This is a genomic window from Kitasatospora sp. NPDC048662, from assembly GCF_055587065.1.
Genome location: NZ_JBVJHA010000016.1, coordinates 132,777 through 149,029 on the forward strand (window position 1 = coordinate 132,777; position 16,253 = coordinate 149,029).

General features: G+C 71.5%; 14 protein-coding genes. 7 read left to right on the forward strand and 7 right to left on the reverse strand.

Annotated elements, in window-relative coordinates; genetic code table 11:
* Positions 1–21: 21 nt before the first annotated feature.
* Positions 22–2,229, reverse strand: coding sequence for an MMPL family transporter (locus ACZ6R9_RS30670; RefSeq protein ID WP_465541837.1), 2,208 nt, complete (start codon positions 2,227–2,229; stop codon positions 22–24).
* 511 nt (positions 2,230–2,740) lie between these two features.
* On the opposite strand from ACZ6R9_RS30670, the gene ACZ6R9_RS30675 reads away from it, so the two are divergent.
* The 3 genes from ACZ6R9_RS30675 to ACZ6R9_RS30685 all read left to right on the forward strand — a co-directional run bounded on the left by ACZ6R9_RS30675 (position 2,741) and on the right by ACZ6R9_RS30685 (position 7,366).
* Positions 2,741–4,909 (forward strand): MMPL family transporter, encoded by a 2,169-nt coding sequence (locus ACZ6R9_RS30675; protein ID WP_465541808.1) that lies wholly within the window; start codon positions 2,741–2,743, stop codon positions 4,907–4,909.
* 323 nt (positions 4,910–5,232) lie between these two features.
* Positions 5,233–5,436 carry a cold-shock protein gene (locus ACZ6R9_RS30680; protein WP_380486613.1) on the forward strand — a complete coding sequence of 68 codons (204 nt, stop codon included), beginning with the start codon at positions 5,233–5,235 and terminating at the stop codon, positions 5,434–5,436.
* Between the two features lie 175 nt (positions 5,437–5,611).
* Complete coding sequence (locus ACZ6R9_RS30685) at positions 5,612–7,366, forward strand: DEAD/DEAH box helicase (RefSeq protein ID WP_465541811.1); 1,755 nt, start codon at positions 5,612–5,614, stop codon at positions 7,364–7,366.
* Positions 7,367–7,460: 94 nt separating this feature from the next.
* Here the strand turns inward: ACZ6R9_RS30685 and ACZ6R9_RS30690 are convergent, their stop codons facing one another.
* Positions 7,461–7,916, reverse strand: coding sequence for a MarR family winged helix-turn-helix transcriptional regulator (locus ACZ6R9_RS30690; protein ID WP_465541813.1), 456 nt, complete (start codon positions 7,914–7,916; stop codon positions 7,461–7,463).
* A 111-nt stretch (positions 7,917–8,027) separates the two neighbouring features.
* Here ACZ6R9_RS30690 and ACZ6R9_RS30695 point away from each other — a divergent pair, with 111 nt between their 5' ends.
* The 4 genes from ACZ6R9_RS30695 (at position 8,028) to ACZ6R9_RS30710 (ending at position 10,588) form a co-directional block, all read left to right on the forward strand.
* Positions 8,028–8,519, forward strand: a complete 492-nt coding sequence (locus ACZ6R9_RS30695) for a hypothetical protein (protein WP_465541815.1) — start codon at positions 8,028–8,030, stop codon at positions 8,517–8,519.
* 137 nt (positions 8,520–8,656) lie between these two features.
* Positions 8,657–8,983 (forward strand): type VII secretion target, encoded by a 327-nt coding sequence (locus ACZ6R9_RS30700; protein ID WP_380481968.1) that lies wholly within the window; start codon positions 8,657–8,659, stop codon positions 8,981–8,983.
* On the forward strand, positions 8,980–9,915 hold the full coding sequence (locus ACZ6R9_RS30705) for a WXG100 family type VII secretion target (protein ID WP_465541817.1): 936 nt from the start codon (positions 8,980–8,982) through the stop codon (positions 9,913–9,915). The genes ACZ6R9_RS30700 and ACZ6R9_RS30705 overlap by 4 nt, the downstream gene beginning before the upstream one ends.
* Positions 9,916–9,988: 73 nt before the next feature.
* The gene (locus tag ACZ6R9_RS30710) at positions 9,989–10,588 is read left to right on the forward strand and encodes a hypothetical protein (protein ID WP_465541819.1); all 600 of its coding nucleotides are present in this window, start codon (positions 9,989–9,991) and stop codon (positions 10,586–10,588) included.
* 462 nt (positions 10,589–11,050) lie between these two features.
* Here ACZ6R9_RS30710 and ACZ6R9_RS30715 read toward each other — a convergent pair whose 3' ends face one another.
* From ACZ6R9_RS30715 to ACZ6R9_RS30735, 5 genes are all read right to left on the reverse strand, one after another.
* Positions 11,051–12,007 carry a sirohydrochlorin chelatase gene (locus tag ACZ6R9_RS30715; protein ID WP_465541821.1) on the reverse strand — a complete coding sequence of 319 codons (957 nt, stop codon included), beginning with the start codon at positions 12,005–12,007 and terminating at the stop codon, positions 11,051–11,053.
* A gap of 5 nt (positions 12,008–12,012) precedes the next feature.
* On the reverse strand, positions 12,013–12,903 hold the full coding sequence (locus ACZ6R9_RS30720; protein WP_380481960.1) for an ABC transporter permease: 891 nt from the start codon (positions 12,901–12,903) through the stop codon (positions 12,013–12,015).
* Positions 12,890–13,693, reverse strand: a complete 804-nt coding sequence (locus ACZ6R9_RS30725; RefSeq protein ID WP_465541823.1) for an ABC transporter ATP-binding protein — start codon at positions 13,691–13,693, stop codon at positions 12,890–12,892. The genes ACZ6R9_RS30720 and ACZ6R9_RS30725 overlap by 14 nt, the downstream gene beginning before the upstream one ends.
* Positions 13,694–13,838: 145 nt before the next feature.
* Positions 13,839–15,008: an aliphatic sulfonate ABC transporter substrate-binding protein gene (locus ACZ6R9_RS30730; RefSeq protein ID WP_465541825.1), complete on the reverse strand. Its 1,170-nt coding sequence runs from the start codon at positions 15,006–15,008 to the stop codon at positions 13,839–13,841.
* 228 nt (positions 15,009–15,236) lie between these two features.
* On the reverse strand, positions 15,237–16,253 hold a 1,017-nt coding region (locus ACZ6R9_RS30735), incomplete at its 5' end, for a sulfate adenylyltransferase subunit 1 (protein WP_465541827.1).

Below are 16,253 nucleotides of genomic sequence, written 5' to 3' on the forward strand. Positions count from 1 at the left end.
CAGGAGGGAGGGGTGGCGGTGTCAGCCGACCAGCTCGTGCTCGCCGCGGCCGTGGTGGGTGCCGGTGCCGGCCGGGGCGGCGGCGGGCGCCTCGCCCTCGAGGCGGGGCAGCCAGTGCAGCCAGCGCGGCAGGTACCAGTTCCGGTCGCCGAGCAGGGACATCACGGCGGGGAGCAGGACGGCGCGGATCACCGTGGCGTCGATCAGGACGGCGACGGCGAGGCCGACACCCATCTGCTTCATCACCTGCATGGAGAGCGTCCCGAAGACCGCGAACACCCCGACCATGATCACGGCGGCGCTGGTGACCACACCGGCGGTGGTGCGGATGCCGTGGGCGACGGCCGCGCCGGTGGGCAGGCCGCGGTCGTACGCCTCCTTGATCCGGGAGACCACGAAGACGTGGTAGTCCATCGACAGGCCGAACAGGATCACGAACAGGAACAGCGGGATCCAGCTCTCCACCGCGCCGACGCCGGCGGTGCCGATCAGCGAGGCGCCGATGCCGTGCTGGAAGACCAGCGTCAGCACGCCGTAGGCGGCGCCGACCGAGAGCAGGTTGAGTATGACGGCGGTGACGGCGATGGACAGCGAGCGGAACGAGCAGAGCATCAGCAGGAAGGCGAAGGCGACCACGAACCCGAAGACCGGGAGCATCGAGCCGGACATCTGCTTGTTGAAGTCGACCGAGGCGGCGGTGCTGCCGGTGACCGGGGCCTCGGCGCCGGCGATCTTCCCGACCGTGGCGGGCACGACCTGCTCACGCAGGGCCTTCAGCGCCTCGGCGGAGGTGGTGTCGTTGCCGCTGCCGTTGAGCGGGATGCCGACCGTGGCGACGTTCTGCTCGGCGTGCACCGTCAGGCTGGTGGGGCCGTGCATCTTGCCGGTGGCGAGGGCCTTGGACTGAAGATCGGCGAGGGCCTGCGTCATCTCGGGCGAGGAGATGTTCCGCGCCTTGACCACCACGGTGGCGGGGGAGGGGCTGCCGGGGAAGGCGTCCTGGATCCGCTGCGAGACGGCCACCAGGGTGTTGTCCTTGGGCAGCTGCTGCTGGAACGTCAGGTTGGCGGTGTGCATGGTGAGCATCGGTGCGGCGATCGCCAGCAGGGCGGCGGTGGCCAGAGCGGCGGCGGCCAGCGGGCGGCGCAGCACCGGGGTGAGCACCGCGTTCCAGAACCGGCTGCCCTCGCCTGCATCGCGGCGCAGGCGGTGCAGGAAGGGGACCTTGCCCTTCTCCACCCGGTCTCCGAGCATCGAGAGCAGGGCGGGCAGTACCGTCAGCGAGCCGAGCACGGCGGTGATCACGACCAGGATGGTGGCGAAGGACATCGCCTTGAAGGTGCCGATGCCGGTGAGGAACATCCCCGCCATCGCGACCACGACCGTGATGCCGGAGACCAGCACGGCGCGGCCACTGGTGGCGGCGGCGATCCGCAGCGCCGTCTCGGAGTCGTGCCCGGCGGCGCGCTCCTCGCGCTCACGGCGCAGGTAGAACAGGCAGTAGTCGACGCCGACGGCGAGGCCGACCAGCAGCATCACCGAGGAGGCGTCGTTGCTGGTGTGCAGCACGCCGGAGGAGAGCGCGACCAGGCCGGAGGCGGCGACGAAGGCGGTCATGGCCAGCACCACCGGGAGGACCGCGGCCACCAGCGCGCCGAAGGCGATCAGCAGGATGCCGAGGGCGAGCGGCACGGCCGTCCACTCGGCGCGGGCGAAGTCCGTGGAGAACTGCTCGTTGAACCACTTGCCGGCGCTGGCCTGGCCGAACTCCTCGACCAGCAGCTCGGGGTGCTGCTTCTGCACGCCCGTCACCGCGTCCATCACCGGCGGCACGTTGGCGACGGCCGCCTGGTTGTCCTCCCCGAGCACCGTGAACTGGATCAGCGCCGAGTGCTTGTCGGCGGAGATCGCGCCCGTCTCGTACGGGCTGTGCAGCTCCCCGGCCTTGCCGGTGGCCCGGACGGCGGTGGCGACCTGGTCCACGACCGCCTTGAAGGACGCGTCGTCGGCCGTCATCGTGCGGCTCTGCACCAGGACGGTCTCACCGGCCGGCGACTTGATGCCTGCTTCGTCCAGAATCCTGGCGGCCTGCGCGACCTGGCCCGGCATCTGCTCGGACTCGGTGATCTTGGTGGAGCCGTGCACTCCGCCGAGGTAGGCGGCGAGGACGACGAAGAGCAGCCAGCCGAAGACCGCGGTCTTTCTGTGACGGGCGCTCCAGGCGCCCATCGTGGCGGCGATTCCATGCTTCACGGTGGTTGTCCCCCAGGGGTTTCGGGCGGGTGCGGGCCGCCCGGGTCGGTGAGCCGCTGGGCTGCTTCCGGCGGCACAACAGACGCTATGAGCTGGGGTTCTGACGAACCATCCGGCTAGTCACCGACTTTTCCCTGGCCCTGCCCCCAGGGGGGAGTAGGGGGTTAACCCCACCCCCGGGGTCGGGGTCTCCTCCTTGAGGGCAACCGGGCGTCCACCCTGAGGGGGAGCGATCTCCACCCCACGCACGAGGTGGGAAGGGGTGCGGCCCGGTGACGATAGTGCGGGGGCAGGCTCCGTGGCCGCCCCTAGGGGGCACACGCGAAAACCACTTGCCGGGCGGCAAGCAAGGTCCCGTAAGCTGCTCGCTGCTACTTACCTGCCGACCGGCTAGGCCCTGTTGAGGGATTCGCGCGCCGGTCCAGCCGTTGCCCGGTACCTCGTCCCCCGGCTGCGGTGAACCATGCCCAGGGGAGGCATTTCGAGCATGTTCCACCGACTTGGACACTTCGTCGTCAAGCGGGCCTGGTGGGTGATCATCGCGTGGGTGATCGGCTCCATAGCCCTGATCGCCACCGCTCCGAAGATCAGCGCCTCGACCGACGAGTCAGAGTTCCTGCCGAAGCACTACGAGTCCATCCGGGCCGCGGTGGTCCAGCAGGACAAGTTCCCGGCCGAGTTCTCCCCCAGCGCCCTCCTGCTGTTCGAGCGCAAGGACGGCGCCGCGCTCACCGACGCCGACAAGGCCGACATGGCCAAGGTCGTCAAGGGCCTGACCGACAAGCACATCCCGCTGGTCGAGCAGATCATCCCCCCGGTCGAGGGGAAGACGTTCTCGCCCGACGGGCAGTACGCCCTGGGCATGGTCTCGATCGACAAGACGAAGATCCAGACCGACGATGCCACGAAGGCCGCCAAGGACCTGCGTGAGGAGGGCAAGGCGCTCGCCAACGGCACCGCGCTGAAGTACCAGGTCGGCGGTCCGGTCGCGATGGGGCTGGACCAGAAGGAGTCCTCCAGCGCCACCGACGCGATCACCATGTTCGCCACCATCGTCCTGATCGTGGTCATCGTCGGTGTGATCTTCCGCGGCATCCTGGTCGGCTGGCTGCCGGTGCTGCTGTCGCTGTTCCCGATGATCGCCGCCTCCGGCCTGATCGCCTTCGTCACCAAGGCGTTCGACCTGAAGTCCTCGCCGATCGCCTCGGCGATCGACATCGTGGTGATCCTCGGCGTCGGCACCGACTACTTCCTGTTCCTGATGTTCCGCTACCGCGAGCGCCTGCGGGCCGGTGACGACCGCAAGGCCGCCGTGGCCAACGGCGTCGGCCGGGTCGGCGAGGCGATCGCCTCGGCCGCCGGCGCGGTCACCGTCGCCTTCGCGGTGCTGCTGCTCTCCGAGCTCGGCATGTTCACCGCGCTCGGCCCGGCACTGGCGATCTCGGTGATCGTCACCGCGCTGGCCTCGCTCACCCTGACCCCCGCGCTGCTGGCCGTGACCTCCAGCAAGGCGGTGTTCTGGCCCGGCCGCAAGTGGATGCAGGAGCCCGAGGGTGCCCGCTTCCACAAGCTCGGCAAGGCGGTCAGCCGTCGCCCCGGCCTGGTCGCGCTGATCTCCGGCGGCCTGCTGGTGGTCCTCTCGCTGGCCGGCCTCGGCTACCAGGGCACCTTCGACATGGCGAAGAGCATGATGCCGAAGGACAAGGAGTCCATGGTCGTCCTGGACACTCTCAGCAAGAAGGGCGGCGAGGGCGCGGCCGACCCCACGCACGTCTTCCTGACCACCGGCACCAAGGGCGGCGGCAAGCTCGACCCGGCCGCGCTGGACGGCTTCGGCGCCAGGCTCGGCCAGGTCCCCGGCGTCGCCGCCGTCCAGCCCGAGCCCAAGCTCAGCGAGGACGGCACCACCGCCGACTTCGTCGTGGTGCTCAAGGACTCCGCGGCCAGCAACGCCGCGATCGACACCGTCACCAAGCTGCGCTCCGCCGCCCACCCGGCCGCCCCGGCCGGCAGCGAGGCACTGGTCGGCGGCACCTCCTCGGTGTACAAGGACATCAACCTGGCGATGGCGCACGACTACAAGCTGGTCTTCCCGGTGGCGGGTGTGCTGATCCTGCTGATCCTGGGCCTCCAGCTGCGCAGCGTGGTCGCGCCCTGGTACCTGATGGCCTCGGTCGGCCTCGGCTTCGCGGCGACCCTGGGCGCCACCACGGTGGCCTTCCTCAAGCTGGGCTCCGAGTCCGGCCTGATGTTCATGCTGCCGATCTTCATCTACCTGTTCGTGGTGGCGATCGGCACCGACTACAACATCCTGATCATCGCCCGGCTCCGCGAGGAGGCCCGCGAGGGCCGCAACCCCCGCGAGGCGGCCAAGGAGGCGATCCGGCACGCCGGTCCGACCGTCGCCGCAGCCGGCTTCATCCTGGCGGCGTCCTTCGCGACCTTCATGCTGGCCGGCAACGTGCTCTTCGCCGAGCTGGGCTTCGCGCTGGCCATCGGCATCGTGCTGGCGGCCTTCGTGATGGCGATGTTCTTCACCCCGGCGATCACCGCGCTGCTCGGCAAGAAGGCCTGGTGGCCCGGGCACGGCGCGATGCCCGACCACGGCCCCGAGCTCGTCGGCGAGCGCGAGCCGCAGCCTGCCGGGCGGGCCTGACGGGCGCCTGGCGGGCGGGCCCGGCGGTAGCGCCAGGTAGCCCTGAGTGAAAGGGGGCATGCGGTCCAACCGGATCGCATGCCCCCTTGGCGTCGCGGCGAAACACGGTGTGACCAGCGGAACTTTTGCCGCCGTTGACGAGGGGGACCGTGCTATTGTCGAAGCAGTTGCAGTATTGGTTCCCATGAACGTGTGTGTGCGCCTGCTGGTTCCAACCACAGGCGCATTTGTTTTGTCCGGTGTTTAGTCTCCGGATGGGGATCGCGGCTACGTGGGGCTCACGAGGTGTGTGCCCCAACGCCCCAGTGAAAGTGGAGACGGTTATGGCTACCGGCACCGTGAAGTGGTTCAACAGCGAAAAGGGCTACGGCTTCATCGAGCAGGACGGCGGCGGCGCCGACGTCTTCGCCCACTACTCGAACATCCAGTCCACCGGCTTCCGTGAGCTCCTCGAGGGCCAGAAGGTCGAGTTCGACGTCACCCAGGGCCAGAAGGGCCCGCAGGCGGAGAACATCCGCGCCATCTGAGTCCCGGCCTACGCCGACTCAGTCTGACGCAGGCGAGGGCCCGTACCTCCACGGTACGGGCCCTCGCCCATGCCGCCCGACGGCCGGGGCGGCGCCTTTTTCCCCCTGACGGCCGATCCCCCGCCGCCGTGCTGCCGCACGCGTCGGCCGAAGGCCCTCAGGAAGAGGAACACGCATGTCCGAACAGTCCCGTCCGCGCGCCGAGAAGTCGAGCTCGCGGGGTGAACAGCCCCGTGCCGACAAGCCGCGCACCCGCAGTGGGAAGCCGCGCACCGGCGCGCCCCGCAGCGCTGCCCCGCGTACCGGCGCGCCCCGCGGTGGTGCCCCGCGTACCGAGCAGCCGCGCCGGCCGCGCCGGGGTGCCGCGCCGGTGGCCGCGCCCGCCGAGGACTTCACGACCGTGCAGGGCACCCCGTCCCGCCCGCCGGCCGCGAGCTTCGCCGAACTGGACCTCCCCGCCGGGCTGCTGAAGGAACTGGGCGCGCAGGGCGTGACCGAGCCGTTCCCGATCCAGGCCGCCACCCTGCCGGACGCGCTGGCCGGACGCGACGTCCTCGGCCGCGGCCGCACCGGCTCCGGCAAGACCCTGGCGTTCGGCCTGCCGCTGCTGGTGCGCACCGCCGGGAAGCGGGCCGCCGCCCGCCACCCGCTGGCCCTGGTGCTGGTCCCCACCCGTGAGCTCGCCCAGCAGGTCACCGACGCGCTCGCCCCCTACGCCGGGGTGCTCGGCCTGCGGATCACCACCGTGGTCGGCGGCATGTCGATCACCCGCCAGGCCAACCAGGTCCGCCGCGGCACCGAGGTGCTGGTGGCCACCCCCGGCCGACTGGACGACCTGATCCAGCGCGGCGACGTGCGCCTGGACGACGTGGCGATCACCGTCCTCGACGAGGCCGACCAGATGGCCGACATGGGCTTCCTGCCGCAGGTCGTCAAGCTGCTGGAACAGGTCGCCGACGGTGGGCAGCGGATGCTGTTCTCCGCCACCCTGGACCGCAACGTGGACCGGCTGGTCAACCGCTTCCTCAGCGACCCCGTCACCCATTCGGTGGACCCGTCGGCCGGTGCCGTCACCACCATGGACCACCACCTGCTCCAGCTCGACCCCGCCGACAAGGCCGAGACCACCGCCCGGATCGCCGCCCGCGAAGGCCGGGTGATCATGTTCGTGCACACCAAGCACGGCGCCGACCGGCTCGCCAAGCAGCTGCGCGCCCACGGCGTGGTCGCCGCCGCGCTGCACGGCGGCAAGTCGCAGCCGCAGCGCAACCGGGTCCTCGACCAGTTCCGCGACGGCCAGGTCACCGCGCTGATCGCCACCAACGTCGCCGCCCGCGGCATCCACATCGACGGCCTCGACCTGGTCGTCAACGTCGACCCGCCGATCGACCACAAGGACTACCTGCACCGCGGCGGCCGCACCGCGCGGGCCGGCGAGTCCGGCACCGTGGTCACCCTGGTGCTGCCCGAGCAGCGCCGCGAGGTCAACCGCCTGATGAGCATCGCCGGCATCCGGCCCACCATCACCAAGGTCCGCCCCGAGGACGGCGAGCTCAAGCGCATCACCGGCGCGAGGACGCCGTCCGGGGTGGCGGTCATGCTTCCCGTTCCGGCGGCGGTGGCGCCCGTGGCTTCTGTTGCTTCCGCTGCCGAGCGCACGGAGAGCCGTGGCCGTGGGCGCGGCGGGGCCAAGCCGGTGGACGGCGAGGCGCGACGCCGCCCGGCGAAGCGTTCCGGCGGCGGGCTGCCCAAGGACGTCGACATGAGTGGCAACCCGCGCCGCCCCCGGCCCAAGCAGCGCCCCGGCGGCGGGAGTTCGCAGATGGCGGCGGGCTTCATCGGCAAGGCGTCCGGGCGGGCGAAGCCGGGCTCCGGGTCGAAGAGCGGCTCCAACTACGGGACGGGGCGGCAGCGGCGCAAGGCCGACTAGCGGGTACGCAACCAGGGGCGGGGGGGGGGGGGGCCCCCCCCCCCCCCGGGGGGGGGGGGGCCCCCCCCCCCCCGCCCCCGGTTTCGCACCTCCGCTAGCTGCTCGCCTGCCGGCTCATCGCCCTGACCGTCGCGACCAGGGGGGCCAGTTCGGGGCGGGTCTCGGCGGTGGTGAGGGCCTCGGCGAGGGCGGTGTCGTTGGTGGGGCGGGCCTGGGCGAGGAGGTCGAGGCCGGCCGGGGTGACGTTGGTGTAGATGCCGCGGCGGTCGGTGGGGCAGAGGTAGCGGGCGAGCAGGCCGCGGTCTTCCAGGCGGGTGACCAGGCGGGTGGTGGCGCTCTGGCTGAGCACGACCGCGTTGGCGAGCTGGTTCATGCGGAAGTGGCCGCCGTCGCCGTCGTGCTGTTCGCTCAGGACGTCCAGGACGGAGAACTCGCGGACGCTGAGCTCGTGTTCGGCCTGCAGGGCGCGCTCGATGTGGGCCTCGATCCGGCCGTGCAGAGCGGTCAGGGCGCACCAGCCGTGGGCCAGGGCAGGATCAGGGCGGGTCATCGGACACGCTCCCTTCGGGGTCGTTTTACTCCGTACAAGCTTAGTCGAAATGCGCAAATTCCCGCGCCTGCAAGTATCCGGTGGGAGTTCGCGGGAGGTGAGGAGACGTCGATGGAGCGGCACCTGCGGCTGGACGTGCAGGAAGTGGCGCTGGACGCCCTGCTGGAGGCGCTCGGCGAGGCGGTCGACGACACGTCGCAGGACGACCGGGTGGCGCGGCTCGACGCGCAGGCCCCGGGCTACGCGCAGTACCACCGGATCGGCCACAAGCGGCAGGCCGCGTACCGGCGGCTGGCGGCGGACCGGGCGGCCGCGCACCGCTGCTACCCGCTGGTGCTGGCCGCGCTGCTGACCGACGACGACCCGTCCTCGCCGCGCTGGCTGGCGCAGGCGCTGCTGACGGCGGGCGGCCGGCGGCGGCTCCAGGAGGAGCTGGTGGCGGCGATGGAAGGCGGCGACCCGCTGCGGCAGGTGTGCGCGGTGGGTGCGTGGCGGTGGGCGGACGCCGTGGACGGGCCGGTGACGGAGCGGTTCCTGACGGCCCGCCGGGAGGCCGCCGTACGCTGCGACGATCCGTGGGCGCGGGAGCGGCTGGCCGACTGAGCGTCAGCAGAACATGCAGGGGTACCACTTGTGGGTGGCGCCGTGTTAGCTTCTTTGCCAATTCATGGTCTGCGCATGGCGTCGCCTATGCCGTCGCCCGGCGTCAGGCCCTGGCAACGGGGAAGAGGTACGCCGACATGGCGGGGGAGTTCACGGTCGATCCGGACGCGTTGCGCCGGTTCGCCCGCACCAGTGCCGAACGGGCCGAGCAGCTGCGGGCGATCCGCGCCGAACTCGGCGGGCACCAGCTGTCGCCGTCCGCCTTCGGGAAGCTCCCGGAGTCCGACGAGACCGGCCGCGACTACGTGGAGCGAGCCGAGGCGGCGATCGACAATGCCGGGTCCGCCTCCGACACCATGGACCGGATCGCCGAGTACGCCGACGGCATGGCCGGCGCGTACGAACGCACCGACGAGGGCGTCGGGCAGACCATGCAGGCGATCGCCGGAGGGCTGGGCGGATGAGCGGGCCGATCGCGGGCGCCGTCGACGCCTACACGAAGATCAACGACTGGATGACCCCGCTGGGCAGCGTGATCGACGAGATCATGCGCCCCATCGTGGAACCGCTCGCCGAGCCGCTGGAGTTCGTCACCGGCGACCCCGAGGGGCTCGAAGCCGCCGCCCGGATGTGGCAGAAGCAGGCCGAGCAACTGCGCGAGGTGATCGCGGACCAGCGCCGCGACCGGGCCGCCCTGGCCGGCGAGTGGCAGGGTGCCGCGTCCGAGGCGTTCCAGCGTGAACTCGCCGAGTACGAGCAGGCGTTGGAGGAGGAGGCGGAGGACATGGCGGGCACCGCCGAGCTCCTCACCGAGGCCGCCGCCGAAGCCCGGATGGCGCAGGACCTGGTCGAGACGATCATCCGCGAACTGATCGAGTGGGCGATCATCACGCTCGCCGCGTCGCTCGCCTTCAGCGTGATCACCGCCGGCATCTCGCTGGCCGCCGAAGCCGCCGCGGCCGCCGCCGAGGGCGCCATCGCCAGCGCCCGGATAGCCAACCTGGTGCGCAAACTCGCCAACGCGCTGAAGAAGATCGCCGACGCGATGAAGGCACTCAAGGCGGTCTCCAAGCGCCCGCACCTCAACCCGAAGAAGCCCTGGACCTGGAACAAGCCGCTGGACGTCGAGGCGTACCTGGCCAAGACCGGCGTCAAGATGGTCGGCAAGGCCGGCCTGCACGGCATCGGCCTGACCGGCAACCCGGCCGGCGAGGCGCTCCAGCAGATCACCCAGAGCGGCGCCGGAATCATCGCCGACGAGGCCGACGACCGGATCAGCGGCAACCGCGGCCCCAGCACCGGCCTGCGACAGAAGACCGGTATCGCCCAGCCCGCCCAGGCGCCCGAGCTCAGCCCCGAGGAGCGCCGCCGCCGCTTCGAGGACGCGTTCGGCTGAGCCGCCCCGCTCCGTCGCTTCGAGGACGCGTTCGGCTGAGCCGCCCCGCTCCATTACCTCCAGGAGGACCACTGTGCTCGACCGGGACCGCCAGTTTGCCGCGCCGTTCCTCGCCGTCGGCGAGCAGCTGCGCGGCGCCGCGCCCATCTCGCTGGCGCCCGGCATCCCCCGCCCGCCCGAAGAGTTGCTGACCCCGCGCCAACCCGGCGAGCTGGAACAGAAGTTGGCCAAGCCGTTCAGCCTGCTGCGGCGCGCGTACGCGGTGGTCAACCCGGTCTCCGCCGGCGTCGGCGCCGTCGAGGACCGGATGATGGACGCCGTGCCGGACTCCGTCTGGCACGGCAAGGGCATGGCCGGTGACTGGCACACCACCGCCGGCCGCCTGGTCGTCCGCCTCCACGAGGACGGCGCGAACGGCAGCGCCCTGCTCGCCCTCACCGACCGCCGCCTGCTGCTGCTCGCCGACCGCGCCAAACTCTGGCAGCTCACCGAACAGCACGCCCTCCAGTTCGAACTCCCCCGCCACGAGATCGCCGCGGCCCACCGCAACGCGAAGGGCGTCACCCAGCGCGGCCGCCTCGACCTGCACTTCCGCGACGGCTCCTGGGTCGGCGTCACGACGCCACTGCCGTCGGCGGCGGACGAGCTGGCGGCGGCGTTCGCGGCGTTCTGACACCTGATCGAAATCCGGCGCGACTCGCTGTGCCGGGCCGCCCGACCGGCGCTGCGGGCCCCGGCCGCTCCAACCGCAGCCACATCGAGGGTCTGACACATCCCCAGCTTCTTGGAGAAGTCGGGTCCGCCGGAGAGCTCTGAACCGGACGCAACGTCCACGTAGCCGAGGTCTTCCCAGCCTCGTTCGACGGTCAGTCGCAATCGTGCCGCGAGTGCCTCCAGCGGCGGCTGAAGTCCTGCCACCACTCGGAACGAGCTGGCGGCGAACTCCCACATGCTCTGCTGGAACGCAGGATTGCGCTTCCCGCCCTGATACGACGGAGCTTCCTCCCAATCCGGTTCAGGCCCCGGAACGTTGACTGCCGCCATGCCGTCCTCCCCTCCGAACCACTGCCGCCGGCGTTGACCGTAGCTCAGGGCCCAAAGCGGCTCGCACCCCGGTGAACCTTGCCGGTCAGAGCTAGGCGGTGCGGGCCGTCGGTGCGGCGGTGGCGGCTTCGGCGTGGCGGATGAGGACGAGGTGGGCGAGTTCCGGGGCGGCGCCGAGGGGGAGGGCGAGGTGGTCGGCGGGGGCTGCGGCGGTGGCGATGCGGTCGGGGAGGAGGCCCGGGGCGAGGAGGTAGGGGGCGACGGCGGTGGTGTGGACGGTGGGGGTGTGGCGGAGGGTGGTGAGGGCGTCGGGGACGGTGGGGGTGGTGGCGGAGGCGTAGGCGGTGGTGACGGCGGCCCAACCCCGGGTGCGTTGCCAAGTGGCGGCCACGGCGCGGGTGGTGGCGTTGGCAGCCGGGTCGGAGGAGCCGGCGGCGGCCAGGACGATTCCGGTGCGGGCGCGGACGGACGGGTCGGTGACGTCGAGTCCGGTTTCGGCGAGGCGGCGGTCGAGGGCGTCGAGGAGGAGGGGGGACGGGCCCAGGACGTCGGCGACGGGGATGGTGGAGCCGGCGGCGCGGAGGGCGGCCGGGATGTCGTGCTTGGCGTGGAAGGCGCGGTTGAGGAGGAGGGGGACGGCGATTGCCTCGGTGAGGCGGGGGGCGACCTGGGCGATGCGAGGGGCGCAGTGGTCCAGGTAGGCGGTGGTGACGGGGAGTTCGGGGCGGAGCGCGCGGATCGCGTCGGCGAGGGACTCGACGGTGGCGGCGTGGCGGGGGTCGCGGGAGCCGTGGGCGAGAAGGAGAAGCGGTGCGGCGGCAGCGGGGTGCGAGAGGTGGGTGGGGGCGGGTGCGGTGCGCGGCTGCGACGCGTTGCCTTCCGCCTCGCGCAGTTCCGCCCCCTCGCCTTCGGCTGGGAGGTGCCCCCAGCGCCCCTGAAGGGGCGCGGGGTTTCTGTGCGTCAGGGCGCTTCGCTTCTGACGGCGTGCGGGGGTGCCGTCGGGTGTCAGGGCGCTGCGCTTCTGACTGTTGCCGGTGCGGGGAGCCATTGGTCTCAGCGGGTGGTGACGAGGAGGCCGCGGGTGCGGAGGACGTGGCGTTCGAGGGGGGAGAAGACGAGGAGGTCGATGGCGACGCCGACGGTGAGGATGAGGAGGATGCCGAGGAGGACGCCGGACATGTTGGTGAACTCGCGCTGGTTTTCCAGGTAGCGGCCGAGGCCGAGGCCCAAGTCCGGGGAGGAGGCGATGAGTTCGGCGGCCATCAGGGAGCGCCAGGAGAACGCCCAGCCCTGCTTCAAACCCGCCAGGTAGCCGGGGAGTGCGGCGGGGAGCAGGATGTGGCGGGCGCCGCTCAGGCCGGTCGCGCCGAGGGTTTGGCCGGCGCGGAGGAAGAGCGGGGGGACTTGGTCGACGCCCGCGATGAGGCCGTTGGCGATGGAGGGGACGGCGCCGAGCAGGATGACCGCGTACATGGCGGAGTTGTTGATGCCGAGCCAGATGACGGCGGCGGGGACCCAGGCGACCGAGGGGAGGGACTGGAGCCCGGAGAGGACGGGGCCGAGTGCGGCGCGGACCGGCTTGACCTGGGCGACCAGCAGGCCGATGGGGGTGCCGATCAGGACGGAGAGCAGGAAGCCGGAGAGGCCGCGCCAGACGCTGGTCCAGATGATGGAGAACAGCGTTCCGGCGTACCAGAGTTCGGTGAGGGAGTCCCAGACGTCGGCGGGGCTGGGGAGCTTGTCGGGGGTGGTGAGTTCGAGGGTGTAGGCGAGCTGCCAGAGGGCGAGGACGAGGAGGACGCCGAGGACGGGTGGCAGGACCGAGCGGCGCAGGACCGAGGAGAGGGGTGTGCGCTGGACGGCGACGGTTTCGAGCGCGTCGAGGCCGGCCTCGACGCCCGCGGAGTCGTCCGCGGCGACCGGGAGGGTGTCAGTGCTGGACATGGCGGCGGATCTCCCCACGCAGTTCTTCGGTGATCTCGATGGACAGATCCGCGACCCCGGCGGATTCGATGCGGCGCGGCTGCGGCAGGTCGATGCGCCATTCGCGGGCGATCCGGCCGGGGCGGGAGGAGAGCAGGACGACGCGTTGGGCGAGTCGGACGGCTTCGCGGACGTTGTGGGTGACGAACAGGACGGCGAGCTTTCGTTCGGCCCAGATGCGGGTGATCTCGTTGTGCAGGACGTCCCGGGTGATGGCGTCGAGGGCGGCGAACGGCTCGTCCATCAAAAGGACTTGGGAGCCCTGGGCGAGGGAGCGGGCGAGGGCGACGCGCTGGCGCATGCCGCCGGAGAGTTCGTGGACGCGCTTCTTGTAGGAGCCGCCGAGACGGACCAGGTCGAGCAGGCGTTCGGCCTCGGTCCGGCGTTCTGCCTTCGCCACACCCGCGAGGCGGAGGGCGAGTTCGATGTTCTTGCCGGCGGTGAGCCAGGGGAAGAGCGCGTGGTCCTGGAACATCAGGGCGGGGCGGCCGCCGGGGACGTCGATGGTGCCGGAGGTCGGCCTGTCGAGGCCGGCGACCAGGTTGAGCAGGGTGGACTTGCCGCAGCCGGAGGCGCCGAGCAGGGTGACGAACTCGCCGGGGGAGACGGTCAGGCTGATGTCGTCCAGGACCGGGGCGGCGGTGCCGGGGCGGCCGAAGGTCTTGTGCACGTGCGAGAGCCGGACGGCGAAGCCGCCGTCCGGGTGGCCCGCGCCGGGGGCGTCGGGCGAGGTGGTCAGTGCCGTGGTCACGGGCACCTCCTGCGGGTGTGGTCCGGGCAGGGCAGAGGCGGGGAGCGGTGGCCGGGGTCCGCCCCGCGCCCGCCCGGCGAGTGGGCATCGAGTGGGTGGGAGCGAGGCGGAACCCGGGGCCTGGAGGGGCTACCGGAGGACGGGGCTACTTGGTGCCGAGGCCGGCGTCGGCGACGGCGGGCTGTCCGGCGGCGGCCAGCACCTTGTTGAGCAGGGTGAGGTCGTAGATCCCGGCCAGGTTCGCCCCCGCGCCGGCGGAACTCGACTTGGGCAGCTTCAGCAGTCCCGCGGTGACGGCGTGGTCGGCCTCGGCCTGCAGGGTGCCCGCCAGCGGGTCGTCGATGAAGTCGATGTCCTGCCAGGCGGGGTCGAGGATCGCGGCGTCCAGCGCGTTGCCGGCGTCGGCCTTGATCTGCTCGTTGGCGACGGCCTTGGCCCGGTCGGAGTTGGCCTTGATCCAGGCGTTGGTCTTCACCGAACCGCGCAGCACGGCCTCCACCACGTCGGGGTGTTCGGTGAGGAACTTCTGCGACACGATGATGTTGGTGATGACGAACTTCTTGTCCGGCCAGACGTCCTTCTCGTTGAGCAGGACCTTCGCGCCGAGGGTGACCAGCTTGGAGGCGGTCGGCTCGGGCACCCAGGCACCGTCGATGGAGCCGGACTTGTAGGCGTCGGGGGTGACCTTGTTGTCGCTGCGGATCACCTTGACGTCGCCGTCGCCGGTGTTCGCGTCCACCTTCCAGCCCTTGCCCGCAAGGTAGTTGAGCAGCGCGACGTCCTGGGTGTTGCCGAGCTGCGGGGTGGCGATCCGCTTGCCCTTGAGCTCGTCCACCGAGCCGATCTTCGCCGGGTTGACCACCAGCTTGACACCGCCGGAGGCCGACCCGCCCACGATCTTCAGCGACTTGCCGCCGGACTGGGTGTAGCCGTTGATCGCCGGGGAGGGGCCGATCCAGCCGATGTCGATCGAGCCGGCGTTCAGCGCCTCGATCTCGGCGGGGCCGGCGTTGAAGACCTGGGTCTTGATCTGCGTGCCGCCGAGTTCCTGCTGGAGGATGCCCTGCTTGAGGCCGACCAGCGCGGTGCCGTGGGTGAGGTTGGCGAAGTAGCCGATCTTCACGGTGTCGGCGGAGAGCTTCGCGCCGGACGCGGCCGGGGCGGCCGAGGACTTGTCCTCGCTCTTGGAGCCGTAGCCGCAGGCGGTGAGCAGGCCGGCCGTGGTGAGGACGGCGACGGTCGCGACGGCGGCCCGTCTGATCCGGCCGGCGGTGGGGCGGGACTGGGTATGAGTGGGCAGGGTGCTGGGTGCCATGACAGAGGTGTCCTGTTCGTGGAGAAGGAAGGTGGTCGTGCCTGACCGGGGCCGGGCCGGCCCCGCCGTACCTGCTGTGGGAAGGCACGGCGGCTGCGGGCCCGGTGACAGGGGCTCAGCGCCCCTGTCGGCCCCCACATCGCGTCAGGCCGCCTTGGCCGCTGCCGAGGACGCCGCTGCCGATGCGGCCGCCTTCCTTGTCCATGCCCGAGAACGCCTCGCTGGGCATCAGACCCAGTCCTCCTCTGTGGAAGCGTCGATGGTGCTGACGGGGGTGGTGTCGAACGCCTCGCCCGCCATGCCGGCGGTGAGGGTGGTGCCGTCGGCCGGGTCGATCAGGATGAACGAGCCGGTGCGGCGGTTGTCGGCGTAGGTGTCGAGGGCGAGTGGTTCGGCGGTGCGCAGGGTCACGTGGCCGATGTCGTTGACGTTCAGGCCTTCGGTGGCGGGCCGTTGTTGGAGGGTGTCGATGTCGATGCGGTAGGAGATGTCCTTGACGAGTGCGCGCACGGTGCGGGTGGTGTGTTTGAGGAGCACTTTGGCGCCGGTGTGCAGGGGGCGTTCGTTCAGGTGGCAGACGGTGGCTTCGATGTCCTTGGTGGGTGGGGCGGCCCGGCCGGTGGCGATGAGGTCGCCGCGGGAGATGTCGAGGTCGTGGGTGAGGCGGAGGGTCACCGACTGCGGGGCGCGGGCGGTGTCGGTGGGGGTGCCGAGTGCGTCGATCGCGGCGATGGTGGTGGTGTGGCCCGACGGCAGGACCGTCACCAGGTCGCCGACGCGCAGGACGCCGGAGGCCAGTTGTCCGGCGTAGCCGCGGTAGTCGTGGAATTCTTCGTTCTGCGGGCGGATGACGTACTGGACGGGGAAGCGGGCCGGTTCGGTGTGGGGGTCGGTGCCGACGGGGACGGTCTCCAGGTGTTCGAGGAGGGTCGGGCCGCTGTACCAGTGCGTGTGGGGGGAGGGTTCGACGACGTTGTCGCCGGCGAGGGCGGATATCGGGATCGCCGTGACGTCCTTGACGCCGAGGGTGGCGGTGTAGGCGGTGAACTCTTCGGCGATCGCCGCGAAGACGTCCTCCGCGTAGCCGGTGAGGTCCATTTTGTTGACGGCGAGGACGAGATGGGGGACGCGCAGGAGGGCGGCGACGGCCGCGTGGCGGCGGGTCTGTTCGACGATGCCGTTGCGGGCGTCGACGAGGACGACGGCGAGTTCGGCGGTGGAGGCGCCGGTGACCATGTTGCGGGT

What these genes read in the sequence shown, in the direction of transcription:
- ACZ6R9_RS30705 (WP_465541817.1), top strand. Translation starts at nt 8,980, where the DNA reads ATGAGCGGGCCGATCGCGGGCGCCGTCGACGCCTACACGAAGATCAAC.
- ACZ6R9_RS30685 (WP_465541811.1), top strand. Translation starts at nt 5,612, where the DNA reads ATGTCCGAACAGTCCCGTCCGCGCGCCGAGAAGTCGAGCTCGCGGGGT.
- ACZ6R9_RS30670 (WP_465541837.1), bottom strand. Translation starts at nt 2,229, where the DNA reads ATGGGCGCCTGGAGCGCCCGTCACAGAAAGACCGCGGTCTTCGGCTGG.
- ACZ6R9_RS30720 (WP_380481960.1), bottom strand. Translation starts at nt 12,903, where the DNA reads ATGTCCAGCACTGACACCCTCCCGGTCGCCGCGGACGACTCCGCGGGC.
- ACZ6R9_RS30700 (WP_380481968.1), top strand. Translation starts at nt 8,657, where the DNA reads ATGGCGGGGGAGTTCACGGTCGATCCGGACGCGTTGCGCCGGTTCGCC.
- ACZ6R9_RS30715 (WP_465541821.1), bottom strand. Translation starts at nt 12,007, where the DNA reads ATGGCTCCCCGCACCGGCAACAGTCAGAAGCGCAGCGCCCTGACACCC.
- ACZ6R9_RS30675 (WP_465541808.1), top strand. Translation starts at nt 2,741, where the DNA reads ATGTTCCACCGACTTGGACACTTCGTCGTCAAGCGGGCCTGGTGGGTG.
- ACZ6R9_RS30680 (WP_380486613.1), top strand. Translation starts at nt 5,233, where the DNA reads ATGGCTACCGGCACCGTGAAGTGGTTCAACAGCGAAAAGGGCTACGGC.
- ACZ6R9_RS30695 (WP_465541815.1), top strand. Translation starts at nt 8,028, where the DNA reads ATGGAGCGGCACCTGCGGCTGGACGTGCAGGAAGTGGCGCTGGACGCC.
- ACZ6R9_RS30690 (WP_465541813.1), bottom strand. Translation starts at nt 7,916, where the DNA reads ATGACCCGCCCTGATCCTGCCCTGGCCCACGGCTGGTGCGCCCTGACC.
- ACZ6R9_RS30730 (WP_465541825.1), bottom strand. Translation starts at nt 15,008, where the DNA reads ATGGCACCCAGCACCCTGCCCACTCATACCCAGTCCCGCCCCACCGCC.